Annotated in this window: 14 protein-coding genes; 5 read left to right on the top strand and 9 right to left on the bottom strand. The window is 45.0% G+C overall.

Features of this window, described 5'->3' with window-relative positions:
- Positions 1–48: 48 nt before the first annotated feature.
- Positions 49–198: a hypothetical protein gene (locus M1K58_RS15505; RefSeq protein WP_256759767.1), complete on the bottom strand. Its 150-nt coding sequence runs from the start codon at positions 196–198 to the stop codon at positions 49–51.
- Positions 199–342: 144 nt separating this feature from the next.
- Here M1K58_RS15505 and M1K58_RS15500 point away from each other — a divergent pair, with 144 nt between their 5' ends.
- Both M1K58_RS15500 and M1K58_RS15495 read left to right on the top strand, forming a co-directional pair.
- Positions 343–1623, top strand: coding sequence for a nucleoside recognition domain-containing protein (locus M1K58_RS15500; protein ID WP_256759766.1), 1281 nt, complete (start codon positions 343–345; stop codon positions 1621–1623).
- A gap of 88 nt (positions 1624–1711) precedes the next feature.
- On the top strand, positions 1712–2506 hold the full coding sequence (locus M1K58_RS15495; RefSeq protein ID WP_256759765.1) for an NAD kinase: 795 nt from the start codon (positions 1712–1714) through the stop codon (positions 2504–2506).
- A gap of 57 nt (positions 2507–2563) precedes the next feature.
- On the opposite strand, the gene M1K58_RS15490 is transcribed toward M1K58_RS15495, so the two are convergent.
- Both M1K58_RS15490 and lipA read right to left on the bottom strand, forming a co-directional pair.
- Positions 2564–3520 carry a YutD family protein gene (locus tag M1K58_RS15490; RefSeq protein ID WP_256759764.1) on the bottom strand — a complete coding sequence of 319 codons (957 nt, stop codon included), beginning with the start codon at positions 3518–3520 and terminating at the stop codon, positions 2564–2566.
- Positions 3517–4575, bottom strand: a complete 1059-nt coding sequence (gene lipA, locus M1K58_RS15485; RefSeq protein WP_372339165.1) for a lipoyl synthase — start codon at positions 4573–4575, stop codon at positions 3517–3519. The genes M1K58_RS15490 and lipA overlap by 4 nt, the downstream gene beginning before the upstream one ends.
- Here lipA and M1K58_RS15480 point away from each other — a divergent pair.
- Positions 4526–5581, top strand: a complete 1056-nt coding sequence (locus M1K58_RS15480; protein WP_256759762.1) for a M23 family metallopeptidase — start codon at positions 4526–4528, stop codon at positions 5579–5581. The two genes, lipA and M1K58_RS15480, sit on opposite strands and share 50 nt — an antisense overlap.
- Positions 5582–5613: 32 nt before the next feature.
- Here M1K58_RS15480 and kduD read toward each other — a convergent pair whose 3' ends face one another.
- From kduD to yunB, 4 genes are all read right to left on the bottom strand, one after another.
- The gene (gene kduD / locus M1K58_RS15475; protein ID WP_256759761.1) at positions 5614–6384 is read right to left on the bottom strand and encodes a 2-dehydro-3-deoxy-D-gluconate 5-dehydrogenase KduD; all 771 of its coding nucleotides are present in this window, start codon (positions 6382–6384) and stop codon (positions 5614–5616) included.
- Positions 6356–7129, bottom strand: a complete 774-nt coding sequence (locus M1K58_RS15470; RefSeq protein WP_256759760.1) for a DeoR/GlpR family DNA-binding transcription regulator — start codon at positions 7127–7129, stop codon at positions 6356–6358. The genes kduD and M1K58_RS15470 overlap by 29 nt, the downstream gene beginning before the upstream one ends.
- Positions 7130–7161: 32 nt before the next feature.
- Positions 7162–7989 (bottom strand): 5-dehydro-4-deoxy-D-glucuronate isomerase, encoded by an 828-nt coding sequence (gene kduI, locus M1K58_RS15465; protein ID WP_256759759.1) that lies wholly within the window; start codon positions 7987–7989, stop codon positions 7162–7164.
- A 120-nt stretch (positions 7990–8109) separates the two neighbouring features.
- A complete protein-coding gene (gene yunB / locus M1K58_RS15460; protein ID WP_256759758.1) occupies positions 8110–9048 on the bottom strand; it encodes a sporulation protein YunB in 939 nt (312 codons plus the stop codon).
- Between the two features lie 386 nt (positions 9049–9434).
- Between yunB and M1K58_RS15455 the strand changes: the two genes are divergently transcribed.
- A complete protein-coding gene (locus M1K58_RS15455) occupies positions 9435–11708 on the top strand; it encodes a GxGYxYP domain-containing protein (protein WP_256759757.1) in 2274 nt (757 codons plus the stop codon).
- Positions 11709–11764: 56 nt separating this feature from the next.
- Here the strand turns inward: M1K58_RS15455 and M1K58_RS15450 are convergent, their stop codons facing one another.
- Positions 11765–13288 carry a response regulator gene (locus M1K58_RS15450; RefSeq protein WP_256759756.1) on the bottom strand — a complete coding sequence of 508 codons (1524 nt, stop codon included), beginning with the start codon at positions 13286–13288 and terminating at the stop codon, positions 11765–11767.
- A 23-nt stretch (positions 13289–13311) separates the two neighbouring features.
- Positions 13312–15111 carry a sensor histidine kinase gene (locus tag M1K58_RS15445; RefSeq protein ID WP_256759755.1) on the bottom strand — a complete coding sequence of 600 codons (1800 nt, stop codon included), beginning with the start codon at positions 15109–15111 and terminating at the stop codon, positions 13312–13314.
- A gap of 91 nt (positions 15112–15202) precedes the next feature.
- Between M1K58_RS15445 and M1K58_RS15440 the strand changes: the two genes are divergently transcribed.
- Entirely contained in the window at positions 15203–16477 is a 1275-nt protein-coding gene (locus M1K58_RS15440) for an ABC transporter substrate-binding protein (protein ID WP_256759754.1), read from the top strand.
- The last annotated feature ends 233 nt before the right edge of the window (positions 16478–16710 follow it).

Raw genomic sequence — 16710 nt, 5'->3', positions numbered from 1 at the left:
CCTAAGGGCGATCAGAAGCGGCAACCCGCCGTAAGGAATTATTAGGGCTCACATTTCTTCTTCTGGCTGTACCAAGGACTCCCGAATGACGTATACGAAAGCGCATACAATTAATCCTGCAACGATTCCTGCCATTCTCATCACTCCAGCTCCGATGAATTTGACTTGCGCAGTTAACTTCCGATTTCCTAGTTCCATTGTACCATAACCTTTCAAAGACTTCACGACTTTTTGTAAACGATTACATAAGAAAAATAGCTTACTTGTCTTAACAACGGAAAGATTGTCCGAGCCCTTACATATATTGGACAAGAAGCATGATTTGATTGGGGGAATAAACAGATGGGCGATCTGGAACACGAACAAGAAAAGTCGTCTCGCCTATTCATGATGGCGAGCATCCTAGCCATCGGCGGAACTTCTATATTAATAGGATGGTTAGCGATAACGAACGCTCCAATTGCCATGACTGCCTCCTTGCGAGGAGTGTCCGTATGGTGGGAGGTATTGTTTCCGGCCTTGTTTCCCTTTTTTGTACTGTCGGAGCTTCTGCTTGGGTTCGGAATTGTACATCTCGCAGGGACGTTGCTTGATCCCTTCATGCGTCCCTTGTTCCGACTTCCGGGTGTCGGCGGCTTTATCGTTGCGATTGGTTTTGCTTCCGGATATCCCATTGGAGCCAAATTAACCTCCCGTTTAATGGAGCAGAAGCTAGTGACCAAAAATCAAGGCGAACGTCTTGTTGCAATGACCACAACATCCGACCCTATTTTCTTGATCGGTGCAGTTTGCATCGGTTTCTTTGGAAGCTTACAAGCTGCTCCTGTCCTTGCAATCGCTCATTATAGCGGTGCTCTGCTTCTTGGACTTGGCTCCCGCTTCCGCTTTGGGAGCAATGGAGCCGCTACCGAGTTAGAAGCTGCAACTCCACATAGTGGAAATAGAATACGCGCTGCATTATCGGCTATGCACCAGGCTCGTCTTGCAGATGGTCGGCCTTTCGGTGTATTGCTACAGCAATCCTTACAATCCTCACTCACCTTGATGATCATCGTAGGCGGCTTGGTCGTCTTCTTCTCCGCAACGTTGGATCTTCTTCTTCATAGCGGGCTGTTGTCCCTATTTCGCGACACAACGGCTGGTTTGCTGCAATTGGCCAACTTATCTCCAAATTTAGCTCCAGCATTCGTAAATGGAGCGTTCGAAGTAACGCTTGGCGCGAAGGCTGCAGCGGCCGATGTCGCTCTTCCTTTAATCGATCGTGTTGCCGCCGCTGCCTTCATCCTTTCCTGGGCTGGCTTGTCCGTCCACGCTCAGGTAGCCGGCTTAATGAGCCGTACAGAATGGCGGTACCTCCCTTTTGCATGGGCACGGTTCATTCACGGATTTATTGCCATGCTGCTCGTCTATTTAATCTGGCCGTTATTTCCAATTCAAGAGACTGCAGCTACAGCTTTAAAGGCTTTACCGAATTTCTCCTCAAACTTCACATCACTCCATCCTAGCTTACTTGGGGGGCTCCCACTCTTCACCTGGCTCCCATTAATGTTCTTGTTGATGATTACCGCTATCGTCATTGCAGGTTCAATCGCAATCGTGACGCGAAAAATGCTGAAGCATTGAATTCCCTGACGTTATTGTTTATGATCGAAGCAAGCGTAATCGTCAAGTTACAGCAACAACAGGGATTAGTTGGAAGGAGCGGCCTGGTTTGAAATATGCATTGCTTGATCGGGGAGACCAATTATCCCGGGCATTATCGGAGGAATTTCATACCCTAGCGAAAGCCAGGGGATTTACGGTGAATGAAAGTTCGCCAGATATTGTGGTTTCAATTGGTGGCGATGGTACTCTTCTGCAGGCATATCAACGATTCAAGGATCAGCTAGCTAATGTATCCTTCGTGGGGATACATACCGGGCACCTTGGATTTTATGCCGATTGGAAAAAGGATGAGCTAACTGAATTATTAGATTTAATGGCTTCCTCCACACCTCAAAAGGTTCAATATCCTTTACTGCAGGTTGAAATTTCGACCTCGTCTGGGAGAACTGTATATCTCGCGTTAAATGAATTTACATTAAAAAGTGTGGATGGCACCTTAGTGGCTGCTCTTCATATTAATGATGAGCCCTTCGAGATGTTCCGAGGGGATGGCATCGTCATATCTACCCCTACGGGTAGTACGGGCTATAACAAAAGCCTCGGTGGCGCTATCCTCCACCCTTCACTGGAAGCTCTGCAAATTGCGGAAATCGCCTCCATCAATAATCGCGTATACCGGACGCTAGGCTCATCTATGATTTTACCAAAGCATCATCATTGTGATATCGTCCCTGACCCAGAGAAAAAGCTGTACATCGGAATCGATCATCTGGTCTTGCAAATGTCTGGCGTTAGCTCCATTACGTGTAGAGTGGCCGAAAGTAAAATTACGTTCGCAAGATATCGCCCATACCCCTTCTGGAACCGTGTACGAGAAGCCTTTATCGGCGGCTCCATGTAAAACAACAAATGGCCATCCCCATAATTACTGGGGATGGCCATTATCATTCACGCGCAGTTATTCACCTGATCTAGGGCTGCCGACATCCGGACGAGGAGCTCCATCCGGGCGACTGTTAGGTTTGCCGCCGAAGCTTTTGCGACGGCGATTTTTCCCAGGCCAACGGTTATCATTACGAGAACCTTCAGCGCGACCGCTAGCTTCATTACCTACATCTGAGCTTCGGTTATCCTCAACAGCTCGATTGGCCTGTTCTCCACCTTGCGGACGAGGTCCTCTCGGAGGATAGGATGGTTTATTTGAGGTTTGTCCTCCGCCACCTTGACCTTGCGGCTGAGGACGGCGTTCTCCATTATTCGGACCGTTATAGGGACGTGCTTGACGAGAGTTATTCGAGTTGTTGTCTTGACCTTGTCTTGGATGATTACCTCTAGAAGGTGCGGAAGATCCCGAAGAAGTGTTTGACTGTGCATTCTGATTCGCATTAGCGCCTGCATTGCGACGCTCAGCATCAGCAGCAGCCCTTGCCACAGCCGAAACCGTTACATTCGGAACTCGAACTGGACCGCCTGCACGTTCTTTAAGCGGCCATCGCATAATAGGACCCCCACTTAGAGCAGCAGCTGTCTCTGCCGCTGTCTCGGAAGCCTGTTCACCGTTCTCATTTATTGGTAAGGCTGCAATGATCGCCTCTTCTACTCCCTCTTGCGAGATCTCAACATCAGGGGGCAACGCATTGCTATCCAGCTTAGTCAAAACAAAGTGAGCACAGCCGAAATTACAATATTCGTTAATGTAATCAACGAAGCTGGAAATTACACTTTCCTTCGTCGCACGAGGATGTCCTTCTTTATAAAAGCCGCGAAGTCGAAGCTGGTTGTAACCCCAGTCTCCTACGATAAAATCAAAACGCTCCAATACTTCGCTAAATCTTTCCCGGAAAGCTTCCGGATTCCATCCACTTTTATGTTCATGCAACAGTGAGTATGCGTTGCCACCTGCCATGAAAATCATGTTAGGCTCTCCTCTCGAAGGCTGGTTGTCCTAGCTTCCGCCGATTTGACTTGCTCGTGAGCATGATATGAGCTGCGAACGAACGGTGCAGATTCTACATGTGAAAATCCGCGATTCAGTCCTTCAACTTTTAAGGCAGCGAATTCATCCGGGTGAACATAACGTACGACGTCCAGATGAGAAGATGATGGCTGTAAATATTGACCTAAAGTAAGGATATTACAATCAACCGCACGAAGATCATCCATGGCTTGTAAAATTTCTTCATAGGTTTCACCTAAGCCAAGCATAATACTGGATTTCGTTGGAATGTTTGGCTTCATTTCTTTGGAACGCTTAATGAGCTCAAGCGACCGTCTATACTTTGCTTTAGCCCGTACACGATTCGATAGCCGTTCAACGGTTTCGATATTGTGGTTCAGGATATCTGGACTAACGTCCATTACGATTTGTAAGGAATCGCGATTGCCCAAGAAATCTGGGATGAGCACTTCTACATTGCAGAAGGGAAGTTTCTTACGAATAGCTTGAACTGTTGCGGCGAATATGGAAGCTCCCCCGTCCTTCAAGTCATCCCTTGCAACAGAAGTGACTACGCAATGCTTTAATCCCATTTGCTCTGCAGCCTCTGCTACCCGCTCTGGCTCTTGTAAGTCAAGCTCTGTAGGTAAGCCAGTTTTTACCGCGCAGAAACGACATGCTCGGGTACAAATATCACCCAATATCATAAACGTTGCTGTTCGATTAGCCCAACACTCATATATATTCGGACAGCGCGCCTCTTCGCAAACAGTATGAAGTGTCTTACTTCGCATCACTTGTTTGAGCTCTTGATACGGCTCTCCTGTGGTCAGTTTTATTTTCAGCCACTCGGGTTTGCGCGGTTTAGCGTTAGTCGTCATTACGATTCCTCTCTTTCTGTCCTTTTTATTATAGCATGATTCGGATAAAAACCAATGATCTGTAAACCCTACTTCTACATGTTTACACGAGGGAGGGGCATCAATGCGATATTGGCGGAATTGCAGCGGGTTAACTAAAATCCATGTATCCATTTTGATTTTGGCCATCCTGATTACTCTTAGCATGGGTGGAATCGGTTCAAAGGTATATGGCTCAGACAAGGGAAATACAGGAAAGGCAGTGGATAGTAAGCAACGGAGGCAGCTTTATGAAGCCATTAGCCTCAAAACCGGTTTAGAATGGTCGTTTATTGCGGCGATCGATCAATATGAACGTACGTTATCACAAGCTCACCCCAAGACAAGGCCGCTCCGCGAGAACGCACTTACTGGGATTTACGTAACAGATACAAATTGGAGTGGTTATCTGAATCCGGAGAAAGGGGATACGAACCCTACCTCCATACAGTTTTTTCACGGGATTGGTAAGGATGGATCAGGAGATGGGATTGCCGACCACAGAACGGACGAGGACCTGCTCTATTCCGTAGCGGCTCAAGCGCTCAAATATGGAAGCGCGGAGGATGATTTCAGCATCGGGCTGTGGGAGTATTATCACAATACGAGAGCCGTCCAGCGAGTCTTGCAATTCGCCAAGCTATACAAGCATTTCGATCGATTAGACTTATCCGAGCACGCCTTTCCACTTCCGTTAAAAAGCATTTACTCCTTCCGCAGTACATGGGGCTACAGTCGGGGTTGGGGTGGAAAACGAGTGCACGAAGGAACGGATATTTTTGCAAACCACGGGGTGCCTGTACGTAGTACGAGTTATGGCGTGATTGAAATCAAAGGCTGGAATGCTTACGGAGGCTGGCGAATTGGGATACGTGATTTGAACAATTTGTATCACTACTATGCGCATTTGTCCGGCTTCGATAAAAAGCTAAAGGCCGGAGACATTGTCCGGCCAGGTCAAACAATTGGATGGGTTGGCAGTTCAGGATACGGACGTCCTGGAACACAGGGGAAATTCCCTCCGCATCTGCACTACGGTGTATACCGAGATAGAGGTCTTGTGGAGTGGGCATTCGATCCTTATCCTTTGCTCCGCCGATGGGAACGCGAAGAACGCAAGACGTTACGCGTGAGCCAATGAGCTTGAATCGCACGTGGAATTACACGCGATTGCTAGCGATTCATCCAACCGCCATCCACGCAAAGTACATGTCCATTCATGTAATTCGATGCATCTGAGGCTAAAAATATAGCTGGACCGATCATATCTTCATCGCTACCCCAGCGGCCCGCAGGAATACGGTCAAGAATTTGCCGGCTGCGGGCCGGGTCGCTCCGTAAGGCTTCTGTATTGTCAGTTGCCATATAACCAGGTGCGATCGCGTTCACTTGCACGCCCTTGGAGGCCCATTCGTTGGCAAGCGCCTTAGTCAAACCAGCTACCGCGTGCTTACTCGCTGTATAGCCAGGAACGTTGATTCCACCCTGGAATGAGAGCATCGAGGCTATATTGATGATTTTGCCATAGCCTTGTTCAAGCATAAGCTCTCCTGCAAGCTGACAAAGGACGAACACAGAGTTTAAGTTAACGTCCAACACTTCCTGCCAGTCGGAATATGCATGCTCCACTGCGGGAGTGCGGCGAATAATTCCAGCATTGTTCACGAGGATGTCTACGCCTCCGAACGTCTCGATAGCTGCATCTATAATGGAAGCAAGCTTGCTACGGTCGGCTACGTCGACTTGAACAATCGTCGCTTTCCTACCGAGAGCTTCGACTTTCTCTTTTGTTGCCTCTGCCGAGGTGCGATTCGTGACGAGCACGAGATTCGCTCCAGCTTCGGCGAGTCCAGTGGCGATGGCTTGGCCTAATCCCCGTCCCGCTCCGGTAACGATCGCTATCTTGCCCTTCAGATCAAATAAATGACGTTGCTGCTCTTTCAATTTTCACCAAGCCTCCCTCTTCGTAGCGACGAAGTATTTCTTCATCGAGCCCGTCGTCTGTAATTAAGACATCCAGATCTTGCAAGGTGGCGAAGGTTTGGAGCGCTGCACGATCGAACTTACTATGATCGGCAACTCCATAGATTTCTTTGGCACCAGACAAATAAGCTTTTTTCAAATCGAGTAATTCTCCAGTAAACACGGATAACCCGAATTTATCGTGAATGCCTGTTGCCGATAAAAATAGCTTTTGTACATTTAATCGGGTAAGCCACTCGAGAGCTTCGTTACCGATCAGCACATTGCGATGCCGATATCCTCCTGGGACAACAAGACGAATGTTTTCCTTCATCATAAGCTCGCGAATGATCAATAGATCATTCGTTAATACAGTGAGCGGCAGATTAGGAAGCAGCTTGGCGATCTCAAGAGTTGTGCTCCCCACATCAAGCGCAATCACGTCATCTTGCTGAATATAGCGAAGAGCGTGAATGGCGATGGCTTCCTTCTCCTGCAAATGCTTCTTATTCGGAATTTGCAAAGGCAGCATCGGCTCGACTTCATCGCTGTGACTTATCGCGCCTCCATGGATCCTTTTGAGCAAACCCTTCTCTTCTAGTCTCTCTAAATCCTCGCGAATCGTCTTAGGCGTAACCGAAAACTGTTCACTTAATTCGGACACCTGAACGGTTCCTTGTACCTGTAACAATTCAAGTATCGATTGGTGGCGTGTAATGGCAAGCATAAATGGGGTATTCCTCCCGAATTCAGTTGCTTCTACTTTAACACATCCATAGGGATGAACTCCTGATCCTTGAACGAATAGTTCTCACCGGCCATCGACCAAATAAACGCATAGCTGCTTGTCCCTGCTCCGGAATGGATGGACCAAGCCGGCGAAATAATCGCTTGCTCATTCGCCACAAGGAGATGACGAGTTTCGTCTACTTCACCCATGAAATGAAATACGCGTGCATCCGCATTCATATCGAAATAAAGATAAGCTTCCATACGACGATCGTGAAGATGGGCTGGCATCGTGTTCCATACACTTCCTGGCTTGAACAGAGTGACTCCCATCATGAGCTGACAAGACTGAATTCCACCCTCATGAACAATTTGATGGATGGTACGTTCATTAGAACTTTCAAGTGATCCAAGGTTCAGTGTGTTCGCTTCCTGCACGGAAACCTTACGAGTTGGGTACGTTGCATGAGCAAGTGCAGAGCAGAAATAAATTTTAGCAGGCTCAGCATTCGCACTTAAGATCTTAACCTCTTTGGTCCCTTTCCCTACATACAAGGTATCCAGCTTGTTCAATGTGTAGCAAACACCGTCCGCCTCAATAGCTGCTTCTCCACCAATATTAATGAAGGCAACTTCACGGCGCTCTAGAAAATAATCCGTTTTCAGAACATCCTTAGCTTCCAGCGTTAACGTTTCGTTGATCGGAAATGCTCCACCAATGACCATGCGATCGTCGTGGCTGTATACCATTTTAATTTGATCTACTTCAAAAAGGTTTTCTATTAAGTACTGCTGACGCAGCCTCGCTGTATCATAATGCTTCGCGTCTGCTGGATTTGAAGAGTGTCTGATTTCCAATTCAATACCCCCATTAGTTTGTTTTTGTTCGTTTATATTTTATCATACATTTACGAACATTTGTGAACATCGAAAAAAAGAAAATCCGACCCTATCCCTATTCAGGACAAGGTCGGACTGTTAATGAGTTTCCTGCGCGGGTAGAGCTAACTCCGGCTTATTTGGTAATGCGATTGCCGGGGCTTGCGCCGCACCATTACCAACCGGATTACCGTTATTATCGTAGTAATAAGTTGGAACATCACCGACAACCATCGCGTAGGAAAGTGGAATTTTGGTTTCGATAATTTCAGGCTCCTTATCGAAGGGGACCACGACAGCGATTTCCGTGCGAATACGTACGTATACTTCCACCAAAAGATTATTAATGCCTGCTTCACTTTGCTCGGTTTCCACGTCGACTTTAACGACACTTGCTGGGTGAAATTTCACGGCTACGCTAGGTCCGAAGGAAGAAATAATCGGACTGTTAAGCGCATGTCCAATAGGAATACGTTCCGGGACATCTTCATGCTCTTTCAACACTTGATTAACGATATCGAGAGTCTTGGCCGTAATCGCCATCTGTTGCTTGTAATCGATCTCAAAGCCGGTAATTTTACCATCGACGCTCGTCTTCCACCGAATCATTTTATCCGAGTCGGCGGTTTGTGCAATCTGTTCTTGGATGGCCGTATTGATGGCTTCCGTTGCCAATTGCTTCACACGGATTTTGGCTAAGAACATGAGGGGGTCACGTAGCTCTCGATCTAGAAAAATCGAAGCTTGAATCGTCAGGAACAGAACAACGAGCATCGTGATTAACCAGAAGTGCTTACGCCTCATCTTCTTGCGAGGTGGCCGGTTAGATGCCCATTTCTTCACAGGTGTATAGGCTGATCCACCACCTAGAGCAGAAAACCTTCGACGTGAACCCCATCTACGTGGAACTGGCTTCGGTGTAGATCCACTACGGAATAAAGAGAACCCTCTTCCCCATCTACGAGGAACTGGCTTTGGAAGTGACCCATTTCGTAAAAATGTAAAGGTAATACCCTTGCCCCATTTTCTGCGCAACACTCGAACACACCTCCCAACGTAGTCCCTTACGGGGTCGTCCACGGGAATCCATGGTTCAAGCTTATGCGAAGATTGCTCAAAAAAGCACAAGGTCTACTCCTCGGACAAAGATTGGTTTCTTACATTAACTCTTCCATTTGTGAAGATATTTAATCAAAGATCCGAAGATATCATATTCTTTCATGTCTCTTTTCTTTTTATACTATTTTCAAGTCTGACACCATCGCGTTTTATAGCGGCCGCGTGGAGTAGCAAACTATGCTAATAAATTAAAATCGAAAGAGAGGAAAATGATCGAAAGAAGTAATCTCATGTTGCTTGTGTTCAATTTCGCGTGGTTCAGCTGTACTTAACTAGACAAAATTTAATAAAAGGAGAACTTAATCATGGTGCTACTGAAAACTTTAATAAATAAAATAGTTATTTTTGTTATTTTGATGACTATCATTGTAACCTCCCTCCCCTTGCAGCCTCGAACTTATGCTTCCGTTAATATTGCTACTAATGGTGATTTCGAATCTAATCCAATCAACGCAAATGGATGGGCAACCCAGAACTGGTTGAATACTCCGACATATACTTGGGCGACGGATCAAGCATTTAATGGAGCTCATTCTGCTAGCATTAGCGTATCTTCCTCGGCAGGGGCTTTTCGAAAGGCTGTTGGCGATAGTGTGACGCTTGTACCCGGAAATTCGTACAAATTTTCCGTTTGGCGCAAGATGAGCAATCTGACAGGTATAGGATCTAAAGTTTGGATGGAACAATTGGATAGCGCCGGAGCCATTATTGCCGGTACCCGCTGGGACAGCAACTATGAGACAGGAACGGCAGCTTGGCGAAATATCACGACAACTTTTACCGCTGCGCCAACCGCAGTATCCGTCAGGCTTTATTTATTCGTTAACGGTACTGGTACCGTTTGGTTCGATGATATGGAAATTACGACTCGCGGAGGTGTAACTCCGAGCCTTACAACCCCTCTATTTGATCGGAATGGCATGCCGCAAGCGACATCTGTGACTCTATTAGATTTGCGCGGTCCCTATTCGGATGGGGATTCGACTGATGCAATTGTCAGTGCTCAAGTCATTCAAGGTCTCATCAATCGTACCAACGCCAATAAAATTTATTTTTATAATGATTCTTGGGATTGGACTCATCCATACCAAACAGACCCTACTAAAAATAATGGTTGGATATGGGCTCAAGAAATACTGAATCAAGCTCCGGATTTAAAGAACCTGCCTAGAACGACGCTCTCCAGGTCCTCCGGCACAAACGGAGGTCTAAGAACGCTAATTACGAATTACCAATCTGCCATCAAGGGATTGATCATATGGGACGATAATCTAACGGGGCAGGTTAGACAAGCATCTGCAGCAGCTGCAGTAACGATTGCAGCCCAAAATAACTGGCTAGCAGTATCCCCAGCTGTCAAGGATGATATTGTGGCTTGGGGTTTCAATATCCCTGTTCAGATGGATTTGAGAACCAATCATTTTTCAACGGACTGGGAGGTACTTAATTGGCAAGTTGACAACTATTTCGCAACATCGAATCAGAATCATAAAGCGGTCTTTTCTATGGGATTGGACGGCTACCGAAGCGTTAACTTAGTTGGTGCTGGCGGTGCCCCTTGGGAGAGTGATACGCGCTTTAATGAGGGAGCAGTTGATTACGCAGTAGCTACAAACGGGTTTATGTTTAATCTAGATGTCGCCGATAGCAATGACGACACCGCTCTTATGAACTTACTTTATAAATATACTGAAGGACAAATGGCTATTCTCGGCTGGGTACCCACTCATCCGAATCGAAATGGGTTTGCTGAGGTGCCGCAAATACTTAATGGAACCTCTTATTCAGTAACAGGTGGTAATCAACTAACTAACTATAGTGTATATGGCTCGTTCCCTGACAGCAGTTATAAGCTTGATGATGCCGTGGCATACCCCGTCGCTCCCAACGATGTCTTTGTCGTCTTTAAAGGCACGGACGGCGACGCGGTTAATCTCGGGTTTCAGTTCATGCTGAAACAGTGGACAGTTGGCAAGTCCGGCGCTTTGGGACAAGTTCCTATGTCCATTTCAATAAATCCCCAGCTTGCAAATGTCGCGCCTGCGGTCTGGAATTATTTTGCACAAAATTTACCTTCAGGCGATGATATCATGTTTAATTGGTCGGATAAGTCTATCCGGGATTCGGATACCTCGTCGGCCATATTAGGCAATACATTCAAGGATTACGCGAAGTTGACGGACACCCCCGTCTATTATCATAGTTATGGTGACGAGACTAAAGCAGATATTGTGAAATGGGCCGGCATTATACTGGGGCGGGAAAATTTAAATGGATTGATTAAGTTGTCATCATCCAACAGGGCAACCACCTACAGCACCCTTATGGTCAGTGGGGATATTGAGACGGGAAGGACAGTTCAGGAGACGGCCGATCTTATCCGCTCAACGGTAAGTAATAGAACCCCTGCGTTTATTGTCGTTCATATGGGATGGGGCGGAGCAGAATTCTACCAACGCGCTAAGAACATAATGGACAACTTGAAGAGCAACTCTAATGGCCGAAATTATCAATTCCTTAAGGCGCGTGACTGGTCTTATACCTATAGTACGTATCAGGGTCAGAACTGGTCTTGGTAAGGAATAAAATAAACAATAATAAAGACAAGTCCGCTTATAGGGCTTGTCTTTATTCGTTATTCCAACTTACTCTCTCTAAATTCGTTAGGAGATAGACCGTAAAACTTCTTATAGGCGGAACTAAAGTAATTGGTATTGCTGTAGCCCACTTTCTCTGCGATTTCAAAGATCCGTAGTGAGGTGCCAAGCAGTTGCTCTCTTGCTCTCTCCATTCGATAACGGGTGAGGTACTGAATAATCGTCTCACCTACTTCTGCTTTAAATAAGGTGCAGAGATAATTCATATTCATATATACACTCTCGGCGATATCCTTTAGCGCAACATCATCTGCATAATGAACAACGATATATGTTTTGACGGCTTCAATTTCCTTGCGATAGGAAACACCCTGTGCTTCTGTGATCAACTGTAGTGAGCGGTTAACAAGCTCGTGAACGGGAGCCGTTTCTAAATTAAGGGAAGAGAGTCTTTCACCAGTAAAGCCATGGCTAGACAACAGCTTGGTTAACGAGATATACACTTGGTGTTCTATGACTCTCACAATTTCCTCATGCTTAGTCTCATCGGTATTTTGCTTCATTTCTTCAATCATCTCATCAAGAATGCTGAGGGCTAGACGGCTACCATTCTTAACCGCGCCAAGAAGCTCCATTTCCTTATCAAGCGGGTAACCTGGCAGCAGTGGAGCTCGAAAGCGAAACGCAAGCAACGCTTCTCGATAGGAATACTGTACCTGCTCTAACCCACTGTAGATATGACCCGTCCCTATAATAACCGATATTCTCAGGTGAGTTTGGATGACATGCTGAATACGCTCTGAAACTAAGTTCAATAATGGATGTAGATCTGTTGTATCCGATGGAAATGAGATGAGAATTTCGACCAATCCTGTGTTACCGATAACGGAATAGGCTGACACTGTCTCATTAATGGCCTCGTCGCATATGTTACGGACAGCGAATAGAGTGAGCTGACGGTCGGCCTCAGGACTATTTAACTTGCCGAGAAATGACATAGGCTCTATGAGCAGTACAGCAAACTTGTCAGAAGGGAAATACAATTCTAAATGTTCCAGTTGATGCAAGATAGAGTTATATGTGGTTCTATGATGCATGATATCGGACACTAGGTTTTCTCGTAGAAGAGGGATCGCTTGTTTCATCTGATGCTTCAATTTATCCAAGAACCGCTCTTGATTTTGTCTATCTAACAACTTATGCTTTGCCTTTTCAAGCGCTTCTACAAGATCGGTAGGCGATATCGGTTTGAGTAAATAGTCGCTCACACCCAAATTAATCGCTTCCTGTGCGTATTCAAAATCGTCATAACCTGAGAGAACGATGAACTGGCTATGGGGCAGGGCTTTCTTAGCTTCCGCAGCGAATTCGAGTCCACTCATAAAAGGCATATTAATATCAAAGAGGACGATTTCGGGAAGCTGTTTCATCACTAACTCTAGCGCATCACGGCCATTCTCAGCTGTTCCAACCAGTGTAAGTCCAATATCTTCCCAGGGTATTCCTTCTGCGATACCGAGTCGAATTTGTTCCTCGTCGTCGGCAACTATTACTTTCAGCATTTACTCTGCCTCCGTTATGTTACTTAATCTAATTCCTCGGGCTGTGTTGGGATAAGTGGAAGCAAGAGTGTGATGCATGTTCCCTGTTCCGGTATACTATCAATAGATAAGCCATAATTGGGTCCAAACGAAAGTTGGATTCGATCATGAATATTTAACAATCCATACCCTCCCTCCTTTTCAGCCGTAATCGGTATTCCTGCGAGCTTACCCTGAATTTGCTTGAGTGTATCAGGAGCAAGACCCGAGCCGTTATCTTTGACAGTTATGGTAAGCATATTATCGAACTTGTCCGCTCTTAGGATGATTCGTCCAGGAGATTCTTTATTGCGAAGTCCGTGAATGAGAGCATTTTCAACAATCGGTTGCAAAATAAGTTTAGGCACATATAGACCCTTCGTTTCGGTATCCACATGAACCTCTGTTTCGAAATTGTTGGAGTATCTAAACTTTTGAATGTTTATATAACTCAGAATATGCTCAATTTCCTTTCCCAATAAAATGAATGGGGAGCCATTACTGAGACTAATGCGGAAGAATTTACCAAGATTTGTTAATACAGTACTAATCTCCGGCTCTTTCTTTCGCACGGCAAGCCAATTGATGGACTCTAAAGTGTTGTACAGAAAATGGGGGTTAATTTGGGCTTGTAGAGCGGTCAATTCGGCTTTACGTTTCAGCTTCTCTTTTCGAATATTATCGTTAAGCAGATTTTTAATATTATATGTCATACGATTAAGCACTTTACCGAGCCGTTCCATCTCATCTCCGCTACGAATATCGATGGTCATATCGAAGTTACCCCGTTCGATCTCTTGAATTGCTCTCATTAGTTTGCCGAGCGGCACTGTCAGCCTTCTCGACAATACGAAAGCGATTACAGACGCTATTAAAGCACACCCCACTCCAGCTGCGATTAAATAATTGCGTATCGGTTCAATGCTTTTCATGAGCTGTTTATAAGGAGCGGCACTGACGATTTTCCAATGCGACGTTGGTGATGTATATCCAATGACCAAATAGTCTGTACCCGCCATGTGAAGTATCTCTGATGTATCCTTCTGTGCTAGGATCCTTGGTTGTGACAAGCCATCATTACTATTTAATCTTTCGTTTTGTGGATTCAGGATAACAGCTTTGTTTTCGTTCATTACGAGTGTGCTCCATTGTTCATCGGATCCGAGCTGCTTAATCGCATTTGTCATGACCCGTAGGTCCAATTCAATGGCAAGTGTATACATATAACGAGTGGGATCTGCAATATCATATATTTTTTTGAAATAGGTGAATGTTTGGATGCCATCGAGACTTGTCCCATGAATGACAGAAGGATGTACCTCTGAGAAGTACGAATCAGAGGCCAATTCGTTGTATATGGCATACCAGCTCTCATTAAAGATTGATTTTTTGTAGTCATAATTTTGCGTATAATAGGTCAGCTCCTGGGCGTTAAAAGCGGAAATATCCGTAATGTAGGATTTCAGGTACTGATACTTCTTCATTGAGCCGTCAAGCGGAAAGGAAGTGGTCGAAGATACTGATGATTGCGATTGCTGTTGCAATTCGCGAACAGAATTAAGAATTTGGTCATCGACTGCTATATTTTTGGACAACTCCATAATGTCGAGCAGGTAATAGTCGATATTCTCAAGAGTTTTGGACACTAGTTGACGGTTAGATAGGGATACCTTATTCTCTATTACTCTATCAATTTGATAATAGGCAATAGTAATTGTAGTAGTAATACACATGCAAATAATAATGAGAAACCAGGTCAAAATTTTTACAAAAATACTGCGTTTACCCAGAATCCCCCGTGCCATAATTTGTTTAGCCTCCATATTGAATTCTCTTATCCGTTAGTATAATCTAGATTACAACTTGTGCAAATAGTCCTATGTCGGAGGTTGTAAGATGAACAGAATACGTGCCGTTGCTATCTTTTTAAGCCTGCTAATACTGCTTCAAGGATGTATAGGAAGCACAGAACAATCTGATCTTACAGACATGCAGGATGACAGAGCGGGGTCGATCTCGATGTGGGCATTCGCTACAGATAACGAAGACATTATAAATGAAGCGTTTAATAACAAGTATCCGAATATACAAATTGATGTTCTCCCGGTTTCTTGGGGAGATTATGATGGAAAATTCCGGATCGCAATGACGTTTGGCAGCGATCTTCCGGATATCGTGACCGTGGAGTCGTATTGGTGGGGCAAGTGGCTTAGCATGAACGATACATTTGAAGATTTGTCGCAATATGGGATTGACTCTAGTTTGTTGTCTCCTTTCGTATCCGACATTATAAGAGGGCCAAATGGAGAATTGAATGTCATTCCCGTGTCTATTGGTATAGGTTGCTTATGGTACCGCAAAGACCTCGCGAAAAAATACTTCGGTACGACAGATTCTGATGAACTTGAACAAAAGTTCAAGACATGGGATGACATTCTGGCTGCTGGAGAACTCATTCGTCAGCAAAGTAAGGGACGAGATTTTCTCTTTCCTAATACGATGGCACTAGAGGAATTCCTTCTGGCGTCCCATAACGATTATGTAAGCGGCAACGTACTGGACTTATCAGGTAAAGTATTGCCTATGTTCAAGCTGATTGATCAAATGATGAACAAGGGTTATATCGCTAAGGTATCCGGAATGGAACTGGACAACTCCTATATTCAGGGAAACATCTTATTTTATCCATTTGCCGATTGGTATGCTCCACAGATTAAGGGACTAGATATTAATGGCGAAGGCAAATGGGGAGTGCTGAAACCACCGGGAGGGGGATTCTACCGAGGTGGTTATGGCTATGCGATTCCTAAGAAGAGTAAGTCAGAGAATAAGGCATTGGCCGCAGAACGTATAAAGTTTATTCTAACGCAAGAAGGTTCTGGTGCGGTATTGAAGACGAATCAGTTCTCCACTTACATTAATGCATTTACACAAGAACGGATTGCTCAGATTGATCCCTATTTCAAGGTGTCTTTGTTAGATAAGTTTTTTCATTATTCCCAAACGATTCAGCAGCCGCTTCGTTACAATAAATTCGATGACATTATCAATAAGGAATTGCGTATTCAATCATTCAATATGATGGTATCAGGGATTTCAGCAGAGAAAGCAGTTAATAACGCGAAGATACAAATTGAACAAAAGCTGGGAAATGAACTGATTATTAAGTAATAGTGCCCGTCGCACATAAAAGGCCACGCTTGCTTCGATTGCTGTGGCCTTTTTTTTGTTTCCGATGTTTTACACAAAATAGTGTAATCCCATCTTCTGAAGATAATGAAGAGCGTTCTTAAGATATTGAATTCTGTCCAAGTAATGTAACTTTTATACTTAGCACATGGCTGCAATCATGAGACGGCCGCTCATGCAGTTCTTATATGTAGATTTCTCAGGTATCGCAAATT

It is taken from the genome of Cohnella sp. WQ 127256 (assembly GCF_024519285.1).
Taxonomy (GTDB): domain Bacteria; phylum Bacillota; class Bacilli; order Paenibacillales; family Paenibacillaceae; genus Cohnella.
This window is presented reverse-complemented; position numbering and strand designations above follow the sequence as displayed.